Origin of the sequence: Kitasatospora sp. NPDC094015 (assembly GCF_040304075.1) — a bacterium.
GTDB lineage: Bacteria > Actinomycetota > Actinomycetes > Streptomycetales > Streptomycetaceae > Kitasatospora.
Genome location: NZ_JBEOUL010000003.1, coordinates 39527 through 60363, shown reverse-complemented (window position 1 = coordinate 60363; position 20837 = coordinate 39527). Strand labels below are relative to the sequence as shown.

Genomic DNA, 20837 nt, shown 5'->3' with positions numbered 1-20837 from the left:
TGCTGTGGGGGACGGCGGGTGGGGTCCGCCGTGTCCTGGGTCACAAGCTGGACTAGACCAATGCCGGGCGTCAAGGACCCGGCGGCAGGCTTAGGGGTCGTTTAAGGAAGCGGACACCTTTCCGTGTCCGACCTTGACGTGAGCGTGACCAAACGCATCCGAACCGTTCCGGGACGTGCTCGTGACACCTTCGGTACCTGCGGCTTTACTCCGGCGCACGGCACCGGAGTAGGCTGCGCGGGGGATTTCGCACCCGGGGGTCATGAGCTCGGAGGGGCAGTACGACATGGGTCTGCGCGACGTGGTCGAGCGCACGCCAGGGCTACGCACCCTGTTGGACAACGCGTACCGGCTGTACGGGCGCCGGGTCGAGGTGCACCTCGCCACCACCCCGAACCACATCGGCGTGATCCTCGACGGCAACCGCCGCTGGGCGAAGGCGACCGGCGGGACCACGGCCGACGGCCACCAGCGCGGCGCCGACAAGATCAGCGAGTTCCTCGGCTGGTGCGGCGAGACCCACGTCCAGGTGGTCACCCTCTGGATGCTCTCCACCGACAACCTCTCCCGGCCGGCCGACGAACTGGTGCCGCTGCTCGGGATCATCGAGGACACCGTCCGCCGGCTCGCCGCCGACGGCCGCTGGAAGGTCAACCCGGTCGGCGCGCTCGACCTGCTGCCGCAGCACACCGCGGACACCCTCAAGCAGGCCGCCCAGGCCACCGCGCACGTCCACGGCGTCACGGTCAACGTGGCGGTCGGCTACGGCGGCCGGCACGAGATCGCCGACGCGGTCCGCTCGCTGCTCCAGGACCACGCCGGCCGCGGCACCTCGATCGAGGAGCTGGCCGAGATCCTCTCCGTCGAGCACATCGCCGAGCACCTCTACACCACCGGCCAGCCCGACCCGGACCTGATCATCCGCACCTCGGGCGAGCAGCGCCTGTCCGGCTTCCTGCTCTGGCAGAGCGCGCACAGCGAGTTCTACTTCTGCGAGGCCTACTGGCCGGCGTTCCGCAAGGTCGACTTCCTGCGGGCGCTGCGTGACTACCAGCTGCGGAACCGGCGGCTCGGGCTCTGACCGGGCGGCCCGGGCGCACCCCGGGCGCCGCCGCTCGGGCCGTCCCGCGGCGGCTTCCGGTCGGCCCGCAACCGCCTCCGGCGGCCCCTGCGGCGGTCGGTCGGATACGTCCGACCGGGGGTCCCTGACAGCCGGTCAATCTGAATACCCGCAGGCCAGCACGGCAAACGTTCATCATTTGTGATCCCGCCGTTCCTTCCGGCGGGCATGCGACACGCCGACCCTGGGAATAGAACCAGTCAAGACCGGTACCCCGGCCACCGGGGTCGCGGGGACCGGTGAGCCGCGGGTGACGCTGGGTCATCCGCTCTGGAGGCCTAGTGGTCAGTTCCAAGAGCCGCCGGACACCAGACCGGCGGACGTACGTACTCGACACCAGCGTGCTCCTGGCAGACCCCCTCGCCATGACGCGCTTCGAGGAGCACGAGGTCGTGCTCCCGGTGGTGGTGGTCACCGAGCTGGAGGCCAAGCGGCACCACCCCGAGCTGGGCTACTTCGCCCGTCAGGCGCTGCGCCTGCTGGACGACTTCCGGGTGCGCTTCGGGCGCCTCGACGAGCCGATCCCGGTCGGGGAGCTCGGCGGCAGCATCCGGGTCGAGCTGAACCACTCGGACCCGTCGATCCTCCCCGCGGGCTACCGGGCGGGCGGCGGCGAGGCCGACACCCGGATCCTGGCCGTGGCCCGCAACCTCCAGGCGGAGGGGTACGACGTCACCGTCGTCTCCAAGGACCTGCCGCTGCGGATCAAGGCGTCCTCGGTGGGCCTGCTCGCCGAGGAGTACCGGGCCGAGCTGGCGATCACGTCCGGGTGGACGGGGATGGCCGAGCTCCAGGTCTCCGGCGACCAGGTGGACGCGCTGTTCGGCGCGGGCCACGACGTCGCGGTCGAGGTCGAGGGGGCGGAGGCGCTCCCGGTGCACACCGGTCTGGTGCTGACCTCCGAGCGCGGGCGCGCGCTCGGCCGGGTGACCCAGGACGGGCGGGTGCGGCTGGTGCGCGGCGACCGCGAGGCGTTCGGCCTGCGCGGCCGCAGCGCCGAGCAGCGGATCGCCCTGGACGTCCTGCTCGACCAGGAGGTCGGCATCGTCTCGATGGGCGGCCGGGCCGGTACCGGCAAGTCCGCGCTGGCGCTGTGCGCCGGGCTGGAGGCGGTGCTGGAGCGTCAGCAGCACCGCAAGGTGATGGTGTTCCGCCCGCTGTACGCCGTCGGTGGCCAGGAGCTCGGGTACCTGCCCGGCTCCGAGGCGGAGAAGATGAGCCCCTGGGCGCAGGCGGTCTTCGACACCCTCTCCGCCGTCACGACCCCGGACGTGATCGAGGAGGTGATCGCCCGGGGCATGCTGGAGGTGCTGCCGCTGACCCACATCCGCGGGCGCTCCCTGCACGACGCCTTCGTGATCGTGGACGAGGCCCAGTCCCTGGAGCGCAACGTGCTGCTGACGGTGCTCTCCCGGATCGGCCAGGGCTCCCGGGTGGTGCTCACCCACGACGTCGCCCAGCGCGACAACCTCCGGGTGGGCCGGTACGACGGCGTGGTCGCGGTGGTCGAGAAGCTGAAGGGCCACCCGCTGTTCGCACACATCACGTTGACCAGATCCGAGCGTTCGCCGATCGCCGCGCTGGTCACCGAGATGCTGGAGGACGTCCAGCCGTGAGCCGACCGGGCGCCCCCGCGGGCGTCCCGGGCGCGGGCAAGTCGCCTGGATGAAATCGGACAATCCGCCATGAAGGGGCCTGCCGCCGAGCGGCAGGCCCCTTGTCCGCCACCACATCTGACTGCCCCTTGTCCATCGATCGGCCAAACCGGCCGCCGCCAAGATTGTGAGATGCGCCACGCAGACGGGAATTGCGTAGACGCGGCCCGGTGCGGCATGGTGAGGGTTCTGTCAGGCCCCGCGTACGGCCCGAACGCGTTCGGCAACTCCGGTTGTCGAGCGGAAAACTGAACACCGATGAGTCGTACGCCGCCCGATCTGTTCGTCGTTCCGAGCTTCTCGGGCCGGCGCCGGGCCAGTGCCTCCCGTGACCAGAGCAGGGGTGGAGGCCAGCGCCAAGGGGCAGATTGCGTCCGCACGGTCACGCGCGGGCGACGCTGGAAGGAAACCATGTGACTCGGATCTCGGTCCGGGGAGTCGCCGTGGCCTCCGCCACCGCGGTCACCGCAGTCGGTGCCGTCGTCGGCGCGGCCTCTGGCAGCGAGGGCAAGGCCGTCACGACGGTCGATGTCGCGAGCGCCACGCTGCTCGCCGACATTCCCTCGGGTGACCAGGCGCAGACCGTCAGCGACAACTTCGGCCGCCAGGCGACCGCCCAGCAGGTGTCGGCCGACGCCGCGGCCAAGAAGGCCGCCGAGGAGGCCGCGCGCCAGAAGGCCGCTGCCGACGCGCAGGCCAAGGCCGACGCGGAGAAGGCCGCCAAGGCCGCCGCCGATGCCGCCGACGCCAAGCGCAAGGCGGACGAAGAGGCCGCCAACCGCGACAAGGCACGCACTGCGCTGGCCGCCGTCAGCCCGGGCTCCGTCCAGGACATGGCGCTCCAGATCATCGGCGACGACGCGCAGTTCCAGTGCTTCAGCCAGATCGTGAAGCGCGAGAGCGGCTGGAACTACACCGCCACCAATGCTTCCTCCGGCGCGTACGGCCTGGTCCAGGCGCTGCCCGGGTCGAAGATGGCCTCGGCGGGCGCCGACTGGCGCACCAACCCCGCGACCCAGATCAAGTGGGGCCTGAACTACATGAACGACCGCTACGGCAGCCCCTGCGGCGCCTGGTCGTTCTGGCAGTCGCACCACTGGTACTAGTCGCTCCGCCGGCACCCCTGCCGGCCCGCGTACCTCGAGAGCCCCCGACCGGAGACGGTCGGGGGCTCTCGCCGTGCCGCGGGGCCGCGGCTCGAAGGCGGGCCGCGCCGCCCGGGCGGCGCTGACCAGTGCGCTCGCGGGCGGTGCGGTCCTGGTGCGGACGCGGGGAGCACGGAGAGGGTCCTGGTGTCTCCGGCCCCGGCCGGTCCGCGGACAGTTGGTCGTGGTTATTCGGTCTCCTCCCCCGTCTGCTTGGTATGAAACCAGACAGTTCGTACCTGTTCGAGCCGGTTTCGAGGGGGCGTCCGACCGGAACGTAATCCGGGCCCCGCGCACCACCGGCGCCCCGGCCGGGTAGCGTCGTCCCGGACGCCCGTGGCCGGACCTGCGGTGCGGTGACCGAGCGGGGAACAGGGGAGCACGGATGGCGCGGGACTCGAAGGCGTGGAAGGCGCTGGCCAAGGCCGGCGCGGTGACCGCCGGCGTGCTGGCGGCGGTCGAGCGCCGGCGCCGGGCCGCCGCGGCCGAGGCCGCCGCCGAGGCCGCCCTGGTGGCGGCGGCCGCGCTCGGCGAGCTGCGGACGCTGGAGCCGGCCCACCACGTGCTGGCGCCGGCCGACCCCGCGGTCGATGCGGCCGCGGCCGAACCGGCGACCGAGGACGGCGGGCGCATCCCGGCGCCCCGTCCGGCCGGGCCGGTGTCCAGGTCCGCCCAGGTCCGCGCCTTCCCGCCGGGCCGGCCTGCGACCCCCGTCGAGGCGGTGCCGTGGGGTCTGCGGGTGGCCGCCGAGTCGACCTGGCGGCTGCTGCTGCTCGGGGTGGCGCTGTACGTGCTGTTCCGGGTGGTCGACATGCTGCGGCTGGTCGCCTTCGCGGTGCTCGCCGCGCTGCTGATCTCGGCGCTGCTGGAGCCCACGGTCTCCTGGCTGCGGCGGCACGGGGTGCCGCGCTCGCTCGCGGCGGCCGGCACCTTCCTCAGCGGGCTGGCCGGCATCGGCCTGGTCGGCTGGTTCGTGGTCTGGCAGGTGAGCACCAATCTGGAGTCGGTGACCGGCAAGGTCCAGGCCGGCGTCAACCAGCTCCGGGACTGGCTGGTGGACGGCCCCCTGCACCTGACCCAGCAGCAGATCGAGGACTTCGCCCGGCAGATCTCCACCGCGATCGGCACCAACTCGGAGCAGATCACCTCGGCCGGCTTCACCGGCGTCACCATCGCGGTCGAGGTGCTGACCGGGGTGGTGCTGGCGGCCTTCACCACCTTCTTCCTGCTCTACGACGGCGCCCGGATCTGGGGCTGGGCGCTGCGCGGCCTGCCCAGCCGGTCCCGGTACGCGATGGCGGGGGCCGGCCCGAAGGCCTGGGCCACGCTGACCGCGTACGTGCGCGGCACGGTCTTCGTGGCCTTCATCGACGCGCTCTGCATCGGCATCGGGATCCAGCTGCTGGGCGTGCCGCTGGCGATGCCGCTGGCCGTGATCATCTTCCTGGGCGCCTTCGTGCCGCTGGTCGGCGCGCTGGTCACCGGGACGATCGCGGTGCTGATCGCGATGGTGACGGTCAATCCGTTCACCGCGCTGATGGTGCTGGTGGTGCTGGTCGCGGTGCAGCAGATCGAGGGACACGTGCTGCAGCCGCTGATCCTCGGCCGGGCGGTCCGGGTCCACCCCCTGGGCGTGGTGCTCGGGGTCGCGGCCGGCTCGATCGTCGGCGGGATCGCGGGGGCGATCGTGGCGGTGCCGCTGATCGCCGTCACCAACACCGTGGTCGGGCACCTGCGCCGGCGCAACGCGGCGGGCCTGGAGGTCTTCGTGGCGCTGGAGGCCGCCCGCGAGGCGGCGGAGGCCGAGCGCGCCGCCGCGGCCGACCCGTCCGCCGCCACCGTCTGAGCGTCACCGTCCGCGCGTCACTGTCCGAGCGGCGCCGTCCCGGCGTCACCGTCCGGGTACGACCGAGGGGCCCTGCCGTCCGGCAGGGCCCCTCGGTCGTACGAGCTGGTGCGAGCCGGGGTGGCTCAGAGTGCGGCGAGCACGGCCTCGGAGTCGAGGGTCGCGGCCACCGCCTGCAGCACCGCGGCGATCTTCATCGAGGCCTGGACGACCTCGCGCTCGACACCGGCCTTGCGCAGCACGGCCTCGTGCGAGTCGAGGCACTGGCCGCAGCCGTTGATCGCGGAGACCGCGAAGCACCACAGCTCGAAGTCGGCCTTCTCGACGCCCGGGGTGCCGATGATGTTCATCCGCAGGCCGGCCCGCATGCTGCTGTACTCCTTGTCGGAGAGCAGGTGCAGCGTCCGGTAGTAGACGTTGTTCATCCCCATGACGGCGGCGGCGCCCTTGGCGGCGTTGTACGCCTCCGGCTTGAGGTTCGCCTTGGCCTCGGGCTCCAGCTCGCGCAGCACGGCGGGGGAGCGGGTGGCCATCGCGCAGGCCAGCACCGTGCCCCAGAGCTGCTGGGCGGGGAGGTCGGAGTTGCCGATGACCGCGCTCAGGTTGAGCTTGAGGTCCTTGGCGTAGTCCGGGAGGGCGGCCTTCAGTTCGTCGAGGGCCATGGGTCAGCCGGCCAGCAGGGCCTGGGCGTCGAGGGTGTCCTCGCCCTTGGTCCAGTTGCAGGGGCACAGCTCGTCGGTCTGCAGGGCGTCCAGCACCCGCAGGACCTCCTTGGGGTTACGGCCGACGGAGCCGGCGGTCACCATGACGAACTGGATCTCGTTGTTCGGGTCCACGATGAAGACGGCGCGCTGGGCGGTGCCGTCCTCGGCCTCGACGCCACAGGCCTGCATCAGCTCGTGCTTGATGTCGGCGAGCATCGGGAAGGGCAGGTCGCGCAGGTCCTTGTGGTCCTTGCGCCAGGCGTGGTGGACGAACTCCGAGTCGCCGGAGACGCCGAGGATCTGCGCGTCACGGTCGGCGAACTCCTCGTTCAGCTTGCCGAACGCGGCGATCTCGGTCGGGCAGACGAACGTGAAGTCCATCGGCCAGAAGAAGACGATCTTCCACTTGCCCTCGTAGGTCTTGTGGTCGATGTCGGCGAAGGCGCTCGCGGCGTCGAGGTCCACGCAGGCCTTGAGGTCGAACTCCGGGAACTTGTCACCGATCGTGAGCACGTTCACTTCTCCTGGTGTGAGAAATCGAGGGAATTTCGTCCGATCTGCCTATGATTCGACGGATTCGGACGAGATCCAGGGTTACACAGCGGGCACTGATCAGGGAAATAGCTACACTCGATGCATCTGATCGGAGAGAGCTATCAGTACTCAACGCCCCGCCAACCGCACGGACCGCTCCCGTAAACCTGACGCCGGTGTGTCGACCGCCACAGCGCGCCCGCCCCGCGCCCCCACCGTCGCGCAGCTGCGGTCCTTCCTGGCGGTGGCCGAGCACCGGCACTTCCGGGACGCCGCGGCGGCGATCGGCGCCAGCCAGCCCGCGCTGTCCGGGGCGGTGGCCGCGCTGGAGGAGGCGCTCGGGGCGCAGCTGGTGGAGCGTACGACACGGAAGGTCATCATCACCCCGCTGGGGGAGCGCGTCGCGGGGCACGCGCGCCGGGTGCTGTCCTCGCTGCACGCGCTGACCGAGGAGGTGGAGGCGGCCCGCCGCCCGTTCACCGGACCCCTCCAGCTCGGGGTGATCCCGACCGTCGCCCCCTACCTGCTGCCGGTGGTGCTCCGGCTGGTCCGCGACCGCTACCCGGATCTGGAGCTGCACGTCCACGAGGAGCGCACCCCCGCACTGCTGGAGGGGCTGGCCGCCGGCCGGCTGGACCTGCTGCTGCTGGCGCTGCCCGCCGGCGGTTCGGCGGCGACCAGGGACATCCCGCTCTTCGACGAGGACTTCGTGCTGGTCACCCCGCCCGACCACGAGCTGGCCGGGCGGGCGGACGTCCCCCGGGACGTGCTGCTGGACCTGGACGTGCTGCTGCTGGAGGAGGGCCACTGCCTGCGCGACCAGGCGCTCGACATCTGCCGGGAGATCGGCGCCGACCCCCGGGGCGGCTCCACCCGGGCCGCCGGTCTCTCCACCCTGGTGCAGCTGGTGGCCGGCGGCCTCGGGGTCACCCTGCTGCCCGCCACCGCCCTGGACGTGGAGGCGGGCCGCACCGACCGGCTCGCCGCCGTCCGCTTCGCCGCCCCGGCGCCCGGCCGGCGGATCGGCCTGGCCACCCGGGCCGGATCGGCCCGCTCCGCCGAGTACGACCGTTTCGCCGACGAGCTGCGCGAGGTGTTGCGGGAGCTCCCGGTGCGCATCGTGGAGTGATCCACCGGGCATACCTGGAACGGTGGTTCGAGCCTGAGGGGGTGCCGTGGACGTCTCCCGGATCAAGGTGTCCGGCCTGAAGTGCTTCAACGGTCCGCGCGAGGTCGACCTCGATCTCGCCCGGCCGGACGGCACCGCGGCCGGCTGGACGGTCCTGGCCGGGCCCAACGGCTCCGGCAAGACCACGTTGCTGCAGGCCGTCGCGCTCGCGCTGGGTGCCCACCCGGCGGTGCCGGCGGAGCGCTGGCTGGCTGCCGGCAGCCCGGCCGGCGCGGTGGAACTGAACGGGGGAGCGGCCTGGCGGATCACCCGCACCGGCGACGCCGCGCCGAGGGCCGAACGGACCGGCCCGCTCTCCGCCCGGCACCGCTACTTCGGCCCCGGCGCCCGCCCGGCGCCCGCCACCATCCACGGACCCGCCGCCGCGCTGGTCGAGGACGGTCTGTTGCCGGACGGCTGGCGGCTGGAGCCCCCCGGGCCGGCCGGGCAGGGTGCCGGCGACCTCGACGGGCCGGGCGCCGGCGACCGCGACGGCCCGTGGGTGCGCCGCGCCGGCCTCGCCCTGCCGCTCGCCGAACTCGGCGACGGCATCGCCCGCCTCGCCGCCCTGGTCGCCGACCTGGCCACGCTCACCCGCCGGACCAGGCCGGAGGTGGTGGACGGCCGCCCCACCCTCCCGGTCCGCGCCACCGTGCTGATCGACGACATCGACCTCCACCTGCACCCGGCCTGGCAGCAGCGCGTCGGTGGCTGGCTCACCACGCACTTCCCGCAGGTCCAGTTCATCGTCGCGACCCACAGCCCGTACGTCTGCCAGGCCGCCGACCCCGGCGCGCTGATCCGGCTGGCCGGCCCCGAGGAGGAGGCCGTCCCGCCGCGCCTGCTCGGCGAGGACCTGCACCAGCGGGTCCTGTACGGCAGCGGCGACGACACCGCGCTCTCCGAACTGTTCGGCCTCGCCAGCGCCTACTCGGCGAACGCGGAGGCCGAGCGCCGCCTGCTGGTGCGCCTGGAGCGCAAGCTCTACGCCGGGGACGCCTCGGCCGCCGAACTCGCCGAGTACCGGGAGCTCGGCGCCAAGCTCAACAGTTCGCTGACCGCGCGGGCCGACGAGGCCACCGCCCGCCTGCTCGGCCGGGACCGGTGATCCCGCTCCAGCGGCCGCCGCTGCGCCCCGCACTGCTGGCCGAACTCACCCGCCGCACCGAGGCGATCCGCACGAACGGGCCGAGCACCGCGACCGGCCGCGCCGCCTGGCGGGGCGCCCGCCAGCCCAAGGCCCAGCTGCGGCTGATGCTCCGCCAGATGGCCCCGGGCCTGGAGCGGTGCATGTACTGCGGGGACAACCTCGGCACCGACATCGACCACTTCGAGCCGATCGCCCGGGCCCCGCTGCGCACCTTCGACTGGCAGAACCACCTGCTCGCCTGCGCCCACTGCAACAGCAACCACAAGCGCGACCGCTTCCCCTGCGACCCGGTCACCGGTGACCACCTGCTGGTCGACCCGTCCCGCGAGGACCCGGCCGACCACCTGCTGCTCTACCTGGAGTCCGGCGCGTACGACCCGCTGACCGCGAAGGGCGAGGCGACCATCGACGTGTTCGCGCTGAATGCCCGGGCGGAGCTGGTGCGCGGCCGGCGGATGATGTTCACGGTGGTCAAGGCGGTGGTCCAGGGCTGGCACCGCAGCCACCTGGCGGGCGCCGCGGCCCAGGCCGGGGAGTACCTGGACGCGCTGCGGCTGCTCCACAACGCCGATGTGCTCCGGGCGGTGCTGCGGCTGCGGCACCGCCCGGAGCTGGCCGCGGCCGTGCTCGGGCCGGAGGTGTTGCTCGCGCTGGAGCAACTGGCGAAGGTATCAAGGGAGTTCGGCTGAACCCCGACCGTCCTCCGGTTCCGCCGGCGTGGCCGCCGGTGGCTCCACCGGGGCGGGCGGCATCGGGACCGTCCCGGCCGCCCGCAGGGTGTTGCGGGTGAGCAGCCACGCCGCACCCAGCCCGGCCGCGCCGGCCAGCAGGCAGAGGTAGTCCGGGGCGCCGGCCCAGACGGCGGCCGCGGCCATCCCCACCCCGAGGCACAGGTGCGCGAGGCTCACCACCAGGACGGCGAAGGCCGCCGGCAGCAGCGGCCCGGTCGGGGCGGCGGTGTGCATCTCGGCCTCGATGCTCAGACCGGTGGTGAGACCGAGGTGGACGGCCACGTGCGCGGCGTCGGCGTCGGCCCGCTCGCCGTGCTCGTGGTGACCGGCGTGCTCGTGATGCTCGTGATGGTCGTGGTACTCGTGGTGACCGCCGTGGTCGTGGTGCTCGTGGTGGTCGGCCGGGGGGTGGTGCGGCGCCGGCCCGGGGGGCACGGCGCACCCGGCGTGCTCGGGGCACGGGTGATGCGCCGGGCGGGGGAGGTGGGGGCAGGGGGCGGGCGGCTCGCCGGAGCCGGCCCCGTCGGATGCGTCGGCTGCACGGCTCACGCTGGCTCCAGTGCTCGGGGCTCCACGTCGCCCGCCGGTGCACCGGGGCGGGGCGGTGCACGGGCGTCGGTTCGTACCGGATCGGTACCTGGTCAATACCCCTCGGGGCGGAATCTGCACCGCGCCGGCCAGGAAACGCGCGCCGGGGGCGCCGGATGGCGGAGGGTCGCGGACACACCGTCAGCGCACCACCCCGTCGTACCGCTTCGCGCCTGCCCGCCCCGGCGCGTGCGGGGGCCGCACGCCCCCCGCGAGCCCCGAGAGCCTGCCCGGTCGCGGGGTGGCCCCGGCTACGGCAGCCGCTGCTCGAACCAGACGACCTTCCCGGCGCCCAGCCGGGTCGCGCCCCAGCGGTCCGCGCACCGGGCCACGATCTGCAGCCCGCGCCCGCGCTCGTCCTGGGGCCCGGCCCGGCGCGGGCGCGGCAGCGCGGCGTTGTCGTCGCCGACCTCGCACCGCAGCAGCGAGGTGCGCACCAGCCGGAGCGTGACCGGTCGGGTGGCGTGCTGGATCGCGTTGGTCACCAGCTCGCTGACCATCAGTTCGGTGCTCTCCGCCAGCCCCTCCAGCCCCCACCGCCGCAGCGCGTGCGAGGCCAGCCGGCGGGCCCGGCTGGGCGTCTCGTGGCGCGGCTGGAGGAACCAGTAGGCCACGTCCTCGGCCGGGATGCCGTCGAAGGCGGCCGCGAGCAGCGCGATGTCGTCGCCGCGGTCGCCGGCCGGCAGGATCCGCAGGGCCTCCTGGCAGAGGTGCTCGGGGGAGTGCCGGTGGGCGCCGGCGAGCCGGCTGCGCAGCAGCTCCAGGCCGGTGGTCAGCGGGCGCCGCCGGGTCTCCACCAGACCGTCGGTGAACAGCAGCAGGGCCGAGCCGGGCGGTGCGGGCAGCTCCACCGAGGAGAAGTCCACCCCGCCGACGCCGATCGGCGCCCCGGCGGGCAGGTCCAGCAGCTCGCTGCGGCCGTCCGGCTGGACCAGCACCGGCGGCACGTGGCCGGCGTTGGCCAGCACCACCCGGTTGGCGATCGGGTCGTAGACCGCGTACACGCAGGTGGCCAGGTGCTGTTCGTGGCCGAGCCGCTGGGCCTGCTCGTCGAGGTGGTACAGCACCTCGTGCGGCGGCAGGTCGAGGCCGGCCAGGGTCTGGGCGCTGGTGCGCAGCTGGCCCATGATCGCCGCGGAGGTGAGCGAGTGGCCCATCACGTCGCCGACGATCAGCGCCACCCGGTTGCCGGGCAGCGGGATCGAGTCGTACCAGTCGCCGCCGACCTGGGCGCCGCTCTCGCCGGGCAGGTAGCGGTGCGCCAGCCGGACCCCGTGCGGCTGGGGCAGGTGGGTCGGCAGCATCGAGCGCTGCAGCTCGTCGGCGATCTCCCACTCCCGGGAGTACCGCAGGGCGGTGTCCACGGCGATCCCGGCCTGGGTGGCGAGATGGCTCGCGGTGGCGGTGTCGGCGGCGTCGTAGCGGGCCGGTTCGTCGTCCACCGGGCGGCGGATCAGCAGCAGCATGCCGAGGACGGCCCGGCGGCCGCGCAGCGGCAGGGCCAGCAGCGCCGTACCGGGCCGCAGCCGGCCGAGCGCCCGGGCGCCGACCAGTTCGGCCAGCAGCGGGTGCCGGCGGGCCGGGTCCGGACCGGTGAGCACCACCGGGCCGGCGGTCGCGGGGCGGGCCAGCGCCCGCGCGAGCGGGCCGTGCGGGCCGACCGGGCGGGGGCCGCCGCCGCGGCCGAGCCGGGTGCCGGCGGTGTGGTGGACGAGCAGCGCGGCGGGCGCCCCGGGGTCGCGCTCCACGTCGGGCAGCGGATCGCGGAGCAGCACCACGGCCGCGTCCGCCAGCGCGGGCACCAGCACCCGGCCCAGGTCGCGCAGGGTGGCCGGCAGGTCGAGCGAGCTGTTGATCCGGCGGGCCGCGCCGTCCAGGTAGGCGAGCCGCTCGGCCAGCCGCAGCCGGTCGGCCCCGCCCGCGCCGTCCGTGGTGTCCGTGCCGTCCGTGCTGTCCGGGCCCGGTCCGTCGGCGGCCCGGCCCGGTACGGGTTCGGGCGGGCCCTGCGGGGGTTCGGGTGCCCCGTCCGGGTGTTCGGGTGGTGGTGGGTGCCGCTGGACGGGAACGGCCGGCGGCTGCGCCGCCCTGGGGGTGAGTTGGTCGCGCACGGGCCGCCCGTTCTGGAGGTGTCGAGGAGGAGGGACTGGTCAGCTGACTCGCCGGCACCGCAGGAACAGCTGTTCCTCGGGGGGCAGGGTGGTGCTGGCCGGCGCGTACGGGTGGCCGGAACCGGACTCCACCGAGAAGCCGGCCCCCGCCAGGGTGCGGGCGAGTTCCTCCCGCAGGTAACCGCTGATCCGCAGCTCGTGACCGAGGAACGGGAGCGGGACGTGGTCCAGGTCCGCCTCCACCATGCCGAGCGCCAGCAGCCCGCCGGGACGGAGCAGGTCGCGGATCCGGCCGAGCACCGGCGGGATCTCGTTCTGCGGGAGCAGGATCAGCGAGAAGAACGCGGTGGCCGCGGCGAAGCTCCCGGCCGCGGCGGGGCCCAGCTCCGGCACGCCCCAGGCCCGGACGGCCTGCGGGGTGGCCAGGTCGTACAGGTCGATCCGGTGGAACGAGGCCTGCGGCACGGCCCGGCGGGCCAGCCCCAGCATGCCGTCCGAGAGGTCGGCCGCGGTCACGTCCAGCCCGCCGTCGGCCAGTTGGCGCAGGGGCGGCTCGCCGGTGCCGCAGCCGATGTCCAGCACCCGGGCGCCGGGCTCCAGCTCGCGCAGCAGCCACTCGCCGCACTCCAGCTGGCCCGATTTGGCCGGGAACGCCTCGTTGTAGCGGGCGCCGATCGAGTCGAAGGCCAGCGCCTGCAGCGCGCGTTCGGCGCGGCGGCGGCACATTCGCGCGTGCGCGCGGGCCTCAGGGGTGGTGGCGGAGGGGCCGTGGCCCTGGGCGGGGTCGGATATCTGTCCGGTCGTCACGATTCGCAAGGCACCTTTCCACCCTGGCCGCCGACCGGCCGACTGCCCTGCCCCCGGCGGCCGTCACGCTCCCCGTCTCCACAGCTTCGTACCGGCCCGCGCGCGGACCGGCGGTGTGTGCACCGGCCTTCGAGAATATGCGTGATCACTGCGCCATGGGGTCCCTTTTTGGCCAACTCGTGGCCGGTAGGGTGAATTCGCCCCGGTGCCGGAAGCATTCGGGTGCGGGGCGGGGTGGTGCGACAGTGGCCCGCACGCCGCATGGCGCGCGCGCCGCCCCCGCTGACCTGCGAGGACGCCGGGGTGCCCGGCCGTTTATCGAATGTCAATCGAGCCCTGGCAGAGTTCGGTGCAGCGCCGGGGAAGCGCCGAGCGTTCCCGCAGCCGGGGGGCTGCGGGAACGCGGACGCTGGGGGGACGACCCGCCGGGGGACGGGTCACGGCGCGGGGGGTGGGAAGGGCTCGGTGTGCTGCTGCGCGTCGATGAGGCTCTGCACGGGGAGAGCCTCGGGCACACCGAGCCGCGTGAAGACCGAGTGCGCCTCCTGAAGACACGCCAGCCCACGCGCGGGCTGACCGAGCTTCAGGAGCGCCTCGCCCAGGGCCGCGTTGGCGAGGCCCTGGCAGTACGCGGCATCGATCTCCTGCGCGATGGACAGCGACTCCTCGGCGGCCTCCGCGGCCTCCGGGTACTGCGCGTCACCGATCAGGCAGGCCGCGAGCCGGGCGAGTGAGTACGCCTCCCAGATCCGGTGCTGCTGGGCCTGGTAGAGCTGGTGCGCCTCGCGGAGGTGTTCGGCGGCCTCCCCCGGTGATCCGGTCGACCTCAGCACCACGCCCAGCTGATAGAGGGTGTCCGCCAGGCAGGGGGCGTTGCCGGACGTGCGGGCGGCCTCGACGGCGGTCCGGGCGGACAGGACCGCCGCCTCGTGCCGGCCGAGGCCGAGCTGGGCCCGGGCGATGTTGCCCAGCAGCCGTGCCTCGCCGATCGCGGCGCCCAGCCGGCGGCTGATCGCGTGCGCCTGCTCGAAGAACGGCAACGCCTCGGCGGAGCGGTCGCCCAGGCTCAGCACCACCGCGAGCAGGTTGGCGACCGAACTCCTGAGCTGCGTGGTGTCGTCCGCGGGCAGCAGCTCCAGGCTCTCCCGCAGCGAACCCTCCGCGTGCTGGAACTCGCCGGCCACGTGCTGGAGGAAGCCCTGGGCGAAACGGATCCGGGCCAGCACCCCGGTGTCCTGCTTGGAGCCCGGGTTCTCGTCGGCGGTCCTGAGCGCCACCCGGATCCGCTGACCGTACGTCGGGTCCTCGACCAAGGTGTTGAGTACGAGGAGGAGGTCGACCGCGGGGCGGAGCAGCTCGCGCTGGTCCTGCACGGCGGCCTCCACCGCACTCAGCACCAGGGAGACCTCGGCCCGCAGCCAGGTCTGGGCGGCCCGGCTGTCCTCGAAGCGCAGCCCGTTCGAGCTGCTCGGGTGCAGGGGCTCCGGGAGCAGGTCGTCCGGCTCGATGGCGTGGGCGGCGTTGCGCAGCGTGGCGAGCACCAGGTCCAGCAGCCTGACCAGCGCGGCCTGTTGGTCGCCGCCGGTGAGCTCGTTCTGGCGCTGGGCGAAGAGCCGGAGCAGATCGTGGTACCGGTAGCGACCGGGCGTGAAGCACTCCAGCATGTTGGCCTCGACCAGCGCCTCCGCCACGCTCTCGGCCCGCTGCTCGTCGGTACCGAGCAGGGCGGCGACCGCGGGGAGCGGCAGGTCCGGCGCGTCGACCAGGGAGAGCAGGCGGAACGCCCGGGCCTCCTCGGTCCGCAGCTGCCCGTAGCCGAGGCCGATGGTGGTCTCCACCGCGAGGTTCCCCAGCTGCAGCTCGTGGAGACGACGCCGCTGGTCCGCTAACCGCCGTGCGAGGTCCGACACGCTCCACCGCGGACGGCTGGCCAGACGGGCCGCGGCGATCCGCACGGCGAGCGGCAGGAAGCCGCACGCGGTGACGACGGCGAGCGCCGCCTCGGGCTCGGCGGCCACCCGTCGCTCGCCCACGATGGCGGAGAACAGCGCGAGCGCCTCGGCCGGGGACAGCTCCTCGACATCCACCAGGTGGGCACCGGGGATCCCGGCCAGCCGCGAGCGGCTGGTGACCAGCACGGCACTGCCGGACACCCCCGGGATGAGCGGGCTGAGCTGGAGCGCGTCCCGGGCGTTGTCGAGCAGGATGAGCATCCGCCGCTCCGCGAGCAGCGACCGGTACATGGCGGCGCGCTGGTCGAGCGAGTCCGGTGCCTCGGCGGCGCCGAGCGCGTAGAGGAAGTCGCCGAGCACCGCGGCCGGGTCGGCCGGCGCGGCGCCGGTGCCGCGCAGGTCCACGTAGAGCTGGCCGTCCGGGAACTCGGTGCGCAGCCGGTGCGCGACGTGGACCGCCAGCGTGGTCTTGCCGACCCCGCCGATGCCGGCCAGCGAGGTGACCACCACGGCCTGGCCCGACCCGCTGCTCAGGACGTCCTGGAGCTCGTCGACCAATTCGGACCTACCGCTGAAGTCCGATACGTCGGCCGGGAGTTGGGCCGGCGGGGTGAAGGTGGAGCTCTCGTCCGGCTCGTACCTCGGCTCGGCGAGGGCGGTCGGCATCAGTGCCGGGTCGGCGGCCAGGATCCGGGCCTGCATCCCGGCGAGTCCGGAGCCGGGCTCGACCCCGAGTTCATCGATCAGCAGCTTGCGGGTGTCCGCGTAGACGCCGAGCGACTCCGCCTGGCGGCCGCACCGGTAGAGCGCGAGCATCAACAGCTCCCGCAGCCGTTCCCGCAGGGGGTGCTCGGCGGCGAGGGAGCTGAGCTCGGCGACCACTTCCGCGTGCAGACCGACCTCGAGCGCCGCGGCGTAGCGCTCCTCCTCGGCGGTCACCCGGCGTTCGCCCAACCGGCTCCGCTGGGCCTCGGCGAATTGTCCCGGTATACCCGCGAGCGGGCGTCCGCTCCAGAGTGCGAGTGCGGAGACCAGCAGGCTGTGCGAACTGCGAAACTGCCCGGCCGCGCGGGCCGCCGTGGCATCCGCGAACATGCCGTCAAATATCGGTAGATCGAATGATTTCGGCTGAATCCGCAGTGCGTATCCGTCGCTCACCGAGACCAGGATCTCCGCCGGTCTGCGGACCTCGCGGTGGGGCTCGATGACGTTGCGAAGACGTGAGATGTAGGTGCGCAGCGCGGCCACGGCCTGCGGCGGGGGGCGATCACCCCATAGGCCGTCCACCAGTTCCTGGGTGGTGACCGGCCTGCCGTTGCTGAGGAGCAGGGCGACCAGTACCGCTTGCTGCTGCGGCGACCCGAGCGAGAGCGGCACGTCGTCCCGCCACGCCTGGACCGGACCGAGCACCTGGAAGCGCAACGCGTGGGCGTGCGGCCTCTCCTGATGCTCCATGAATTCCCCCGATGGCCTTGCCGATGCTGTCCCGGAGCATGCTGCTCGCCGGTCAACGGTGAGGCGCCAGCCTAAGGCGAAGCGCGCAAACGTTGGAGAAGAGGACAGGCTTCGGAGTGTTTATAGGACATTTAACGGCCCCTAGGATACTGTCCGGGCGCCCTGGCCGCCGAGGTCGGGACGAGGAGAACCCAAAACCTGAAAGGCGGTCATTCCCATGGCTGACAACGAGACCACGGCCACCGCCCCGGCAGTCGCCGAGACCTCACCCTCCGAGCACATCCTGCCTGCCGTGGACGCCCAGCCGATCCTCGACGTCCTGGAGGGACTCGACGAGGAGCCCGCAGGCGAGCCGGCCGTCGTTCCGGCCGTGGACAAGAAGGGGCCGGGCGAGGTCTTCGAGCCGCTCGGCAGCATCACCAACCACCCCTGAGCCGCCCCCGACCCGACCGTGACCAGGTCACGGTTCGGCCGAAACCCGATCCCTGCCGACCATCCGGCAGGGATCGGTCCGTCTCGGCCGCCTGCTGCTCCGCTCACTCCGCGGAGCGGCTCTGTTCGTTGCTCCGCGGAGCGACGGTGCCTGCTGCTCCGCGGAGCGACTGTGCCTGCTACTCCGCGGAGCGGATGCGCACGCTGGTGATCAGCGGCCCGTCCGTGACCTCCGCGAAGAAGTCGTTGCCCTTGTCGTCGACGACCACGAAGGCCGGGAAGTCCTCGACCTCGATCCGCCAGACCGCCTCCATCCCGAGCTCGGCGTACTCCAGCACCTCGACCTTCTTGATGCAGTCCTGGGCGAGCCGGGCCGCCGGGCCGCCGATCGAGCCGAGGTAGAAGCCGCCGTGCTCGGCGCAGGCCTTGGTGACCTGCTTGGAGCGGTTGCCCTTGGCGAGCATGACCATCGAGCCGCCGGCCGCCTGGAACTGGTCGACGTACGAGTCCATCCGCCCGGCGGTGGTGGGGCCGAAGGAGCCGGAGGCGTAGCCCTCGGGGGTCTTGGCGGGGCCCGCGTAGTAGACCGGGTGGTCCTTCAGGTACTGGGGCATGCCCTCGCCGCGGTCCAGCCGCTCCTTGATCTTGGCGTGGGCGATGTCGCGGGCCACCACCAGGGTGCCGCTGAGCGAGAGCCGGGTCTTGACCGGGTACTTGGACAGCTGGGCCCGGATCTCGGACATCGGCTGGTTCAGGTCCACCCGGACCACCTCGTCGTCGAGGTGCTCGTCGGTGGTGTCCGGCAGGTACTTGGCCGGGTCGGTCTCCAGCTGCTCCAGGAAGATCCCCTCGGCGGTGATCTTGCCGAGCGCCTGGCGGTCGGCCGAGCAGGAGACGGCCATCGCGACCGGCAGCGAGGCGCCGTGCCGCGGCAGCCGGATCACCCGCACGTCGTGGCAGAAGTACTTGCCGCCGAACTGCGCGCCGATGCCGATCTTCTGGGTCAGCTCGGTGACCTTGGCCTCCAGCTCCAGGTCGCGGAAGCCGTGCCCGGTGGCGGCGTCGCCCGAGGTGGGCAGCTCGTCCAGGTAGTGCGCGGAGGCGTACTTGGCGGTCTTCAGGGCGAACTCGGCGCTGGTGCCGCCGACCACGATCGCCAGGTGGTACGGCGGGCAGGCCGCGGTGCCCAGCGAGCGGATCTTCTGCTCCAGGAAGGCCAGCATCGAGTCCTCGTTGAGGATCGCCTTGGTCTCCTGGTACAGGTACGACTTGTTGGCGCTGCCGCCGCCCTTGGCCATGAACAGGAACTTGTAGGCGCCGCCGTCGGTGGCGTACAGCTCGATCTGGGCCGGCAGGTTGTTGCCGGTGTTCTTCTCGTCCCACATGGTGACCGGCGCCATCTGCGAGTACCGCAGGTTGAGCTTGGTGTACGCGTCGAAGACGCCGCGCGCGATGGCGGCCTCGTCGCCGCCCTCGGTCAGCACGTTCTGGCCGCGCTTGCCCATCACGATGGCGGTGCCGGTGTCCTGGCACATCGGCAGGATGCCGCCGGCCGAGATGTTGACGTTCTTCAGCAGGTCCAGCGCCACGAAGCGGTCGTTCGGGCTGGCCTCCGGGTCGTCCAGGATGCGGCGCAGCTGGGCCAGGTGGGCCGGGCGCAGGTAGTGCGAGATGTCGTGCATGGCCTCGGCGGTCAGCCGACGCAGGGCCTCCGGCTCGACCTTCAGGAAGGTGCGCCCGTCCGCCTCGAAGGTGGAGACGCCCTCCGAGGTGATCTTGCGGTACGGCGTGGGGTCGGCACCGATCGGGAGCAGGTCACGGTAGGCGAACTCTGGCGTGGCGGCCATGGGGAGGTCCTCAAGTCTTTCGGCTGCGTCGACGAAGCACCCTCCAGGGTAGGCGCCGCGCCGGGGAGGCCGGAGCGAAGGTCAGCCTGCGTGACCGGAGTCACGCGGACCGAATGAAACTCTCGTTCGGGGGCGGTCGCAGTGGCTAGTCTTTCCCCGTGGACAACTCGCCGTCGCAGGACGCCCAGGGGCACGAGCCCGTACCCATGACGAAGGCCGGGGCGACGCCCGCGGCCCGCCCCGACGCCGCTCCGGTCGCGGAGGCCGAGCTCCGGGCCTCGGACGCCGACCGCGAGCGGGTCGCCGAGCTGCTCCGGGACGCCTACGCGGAGGGCCGGCTCTCCGTGGAGGAGCACTCCGAGCGGATCGAGGCGGCGTACAGCGCCAAGACCTTCGGCGAGCTGGTCCCGCTGACCAGGGATCTGCCGGCGCACGGGCGGATCTCGATGGACAAGGCCCCGCTCGGCGCCCCCCGGCCGGCCCGCGCCCCGCAGGCGCCGGCCCGTACGGAGTCGCCCTCGATGGTGGCGATCTTCGGTGGGGCCAGCCGCAAGGGCCGCTGGCGGGTCGGCTCGCAGCTGCGCGCCGTGGCCGTGTTCGGCGGGGTGGACATCGACCTGACCGACGCGGTCTTCGAGTCCCCGGAGGTGGTGATCGAGGTCACCGCGATCTTCGGCGGGGTGGACATCAAGGTGCCGGAGAACGTCAGCCTGCACGGCGGCGGGGTCGGCATCTTCGGCGGCTTCGACGTCAAGGAGCAGACCTCGGCCGACCCGTACGCCCCGGTGGTGCGGGTGAAGGGCGCGGCGGTGTTCGGCGGTTGCGAGGCGCGGCCGCGCCGCGGCAAGAAGCTCAAGGAGTGGGTGCGCAAGCAGCTGGACGGCTGACGGCGGCCGCTCCCGCGGGCCGCACTCGGCGTCAACTGGCCGGATGGCACCGGGCGTTGTGCCGAGTGCAGTCCGTGGTCGGTTGCGTGCGGTGTGCATGAATCGGGCGGTGGCGGGGTAGTTCCTCTCGCATCATCGTTCCTGTGAGGCTGTGATCCCGGGCGTCGGCGTGCCGATGCCGAGGCGGGGTGAGCGCGGGGCAGCCGGTCAGGGGCGCGAGCCTTCCCCCCGAGTCTTGAGCCTGGTCAGGAGTACGCCGTGCTGCATCCGATCGAGTCCAGTGCCCCCGGTGCCGTCGCCGCCCGCCGCAGTCCGTCGGGTGCGGCGGCGCAGCAGCACGGTCACCTGGACGACAATCCCTGGCACACCGGTGCGGCCTGCCGCAGCGACGAGGCGGGGCTGTTCTTCGCCCCCTCCAAGGAGCCGACGGCCGCCCGGCTGGCCCGGGAGGAGCAGGCGAAGCGGGTCTGCGCCCGCTGCCCGGTGCTGCTGGAGTGCCGGGAGCACGCGCTGGCCCAGCCCGAGCCGTACGGGGTGTGGGGCGGGCTGACGGCGGCCGAGCGCCGGGTCGTGCTGAGCCGCCGCCGGCGCCGGGACGGCGAGCTGCGCGAGGTGCGCCGGGTCGGGGTGGAGCGCCGGATAGCCGGCTGAACGCGACCGCGGCGGCCCCCCGGATGACCGGGAGGCCGCCGCAGCCGTGCGCCGGGA

The 20837-nt window shown here is 73.2% G+C and carries 17 protein-coding genes; 10 read left to right on the top strand and 7 right to left on the bottom strand.

The genetic code is table 11. The features are described from left to right. Window positions 1-286 precede the first annotated feature (286 nt). The 4 genes from ABT014_RS04565 (at window position 287) to ABT014_RS04550 (ending at window position 5766) form a co-directional block, all read left to right on the top strand. Complete coding sequence (locus ABT014_RS04565) at window positions 287-1081, top strand: isoprenyl transferase (RefSeq protein ID WP_350637473.1); 795 nt, start codon at window positions 287-289, stop codon at window positions 1079-1081. A gap of 320 nt (window positions 1082-1401) precedes the next feature. Beyond that, a complete protein-coding gene (phoH2, locus tag ABT014_RS04560; protein ID WP_350637043.1) occupies window positions 1402-2736 on the top strand; it encodes an RNA 5'-3' helicase PhoH2 in 1335 nt (444 codons plus the stop codon). 452 nt (window positions 2737-3188) lie between these two features. After that, complete coding sequence (locus ABT014_RS04555) at window positions 3189-3881, top strand: aggregation-promoting factor C-terminal-like domain-containing protein (RefSeq protein ID WP_350637041.1); 693 nt, start codon at window positions 3189-3191, stop codon at window positions 3879-3881. 424 nt (window positions 3882-4305) lie between these two features. Further along, entirely contained in the window at window positions 4306-5766 is a 1461-nt protein-coding gene (locus ABT014_RS04550) for an AI-2E family transporter (protein WP_350637039.1), read from the top strand. A 125-nt stretch (window positions 5767-5891) separates the two neighbouring features. On the opposite strand, the gene ABT014_RS04545 is transcribed toward ABT014_RS04550, so the two are convergent. Both ABT014_RS04545 and ABT014_RS04540 read right to left on the bottom strand, forming a co-directional pair. Then, window positions 5892-6428 carry an alkyl hydroperoxide reductase gene (locus tag ABT014_RS04545; RefSeq protein WP_350637038.1) on the bottom strand — a complete coding sequence of 179 codons (537 nt, stop codon included), beginning with the start codon at window positions 6426-6428 and terminating at the stop codon, window positions 5892-5894. A 3-nt stretch (window positions 6429-6431) separates the two neighbouring features. Beyond that, window positions 6432-6983 (bottom strand): peroxiredoxin, encoded by a 552-nt coding sequence (locus ABT014_RS04540; protein ID WP_350637037.1) that lies wholly within the window; start codon window positions 6981-6983, stop codon window positions 6432-6434. A gap of 199 nt (window positions 6984-7182) precedes the next feature. Here ABT014_RS04540 and ABT014_RS04535 point away from each other — a divergent pair, with 199 nt between their 5' ends. The 3 genes from ABT014_RS04535 to ABT014_RS04525 are packed head-to-tail and all read left to right on the top strand — an operon-like array spanning window position 7183 to window position 10011. Continuing rightward, complete coding sequence (locus tag ABT014_RS04535) at window positions 7183-8133, top strand: LysR substrate-binding domain-containing protein (RefSeq protein ID WP_350637035.1); 951 nt, start codon at window positions 7183-7185, stop codon at window positions 8131-8133. Between the two features lie 46 nt (window positions 8134-8179). Then, window positions 8180-9280 carry an AAA family ATPase gene (locus ABT014_RS04530; RefSeq protein WP_350637033.1) on the top strand — a complete coding sequence of 367 codons (1101 nt, stop codon included), beginning with the start codon at window positions 8180-8182 and terminating at the stop codon, window positions 9278-9280. After that, window positions 9277-10011, top strand: coding sequence for an HNH endonuclease (locus ABT014_RS04525; RefSeq protein WP_350637031.1), 735 nt, complete (start codon window positions 9277-9279; stop codon window positions 10009-10011). The genes ABT014_RS04530 and ABT014_RS04525 overlap by 4 nt, the downstream gene beginning before the upstream one ends. Here the strand turns inward: ABT014_RS04525 and ABT014_RS04520 are convergent. From ABT014_RS04520 to ABT014_RS04505, 4 genes are all read right to left on the bottom strand, one after another. Then, window positions 9994-10488 (bottom strand): hypothetical protein, encoded by a 495-nt coding sequence (locus ABT014_RS04520; RefSeq protein WP_350637028.1) that lies wholly within the window; start codon window positions 10486-10488, stop codon window positions 9994-9996. The two genes, ABT014_RS04525 and ABT014_RS04520, sit on opposite strands and share 18 nt — an antisense overlap. 404 nt (window positions 10489-10892) lie before the next feature. Continuing rightward, a complete protein-coding gene (locus ABT014_RS04515; protein ID WP_350637026.1) occupies window positions 10893-12749 on the bottom strand; it encodes a SpoIIE family protein phosphatase in 1857 nt (618 codons plus the stop codon). Window positions 12750-12788: 39 nt separating this feature from the next. Further along, window positions 12789-13475: a class I SAM-dependent DNA methyltransferase gene (locus ABT014_RS04510; RefSeq protein WP_350637472.1), complete on the bottom strand. Its 687-nt coding sequence runs from the start codon at window positions 13473-13475 to the stop codon at window positions 12789-12791. Between the two features lie 518 nt (window positions 13476-13993). Beyond that, entirely contained in the window at window positions 13994-16963 is a 2970-nt protein-coding gene (locus tag ABT014_RS04505; RefSeq protein WP_350637024.1) for an AfsR/SARP family transcriptional regulator, read from the bottom strand. 217 nt (window positions 16964-17180) lie between these two features. Between ABT014_RS04505 and ABT014_RS04500 the strand changes: the two genes are divergently transcribed. After that, window positions 17181-17396 (top strand): hypothetical protein, encoded by a 216-nt coding sequence (locus ABT014_RS04500; protein WP_350637022.1) that lies wholly within the window; start codon window positions 17181-17183, stop codon window positions 17394-17396. A 178-nt stretch (window positions 17397-17574) separates the two neighbouring features. Here the strand turns inward: ABT014_RS04500 and ABT014_RS04495 are convergent, their stop codons facing one another. Beyond that, window positions 17575-19242, bottom strand: coding sequence for a fumarate hydratase (locus tag ABT014_RS04495; protein WP_350637020.1), 1668 nt, complete (start codon window positions 19240-19242; stop codon window positions 17575-17577). Window positions 19243-19448: 206 nt separating this feature from the next. Here ABT014_RS04495 and ABT014_RS04490 point away from each other — a divergent pair, with 206 nt between their 5' ends. Next, window positions 19449-20129 carry a DUF1707 SHOCT-like domain-containing protein gene (locus ABT014_RS04490; RefSeq protein WP_350637471.1) on the top strand — a complete coding sequence of 227 codons (681 nt, stop codon included), beginning with the start codon at window positions 19449-19451 and terminating at the stop codon, window positions 20127-20129. A 258-nt stretch (window positions 20130-20387) separates the two neighbouring features. After that, the gene (locus tag ABT014_RS04485; RefSeq protein WP_502894848.1) at window positions 20388-20780 is read left to right on the top strand and encodes a WhiB family transcriptional regulator; all 393 of its coding nucleotides are present in this window, start codon (window positions 20388-20390) and stop codon (window positions 20778-20780) included. The last annotated feature ends 57 nt before the right edge of the window (window positions 20781-20837 follow it).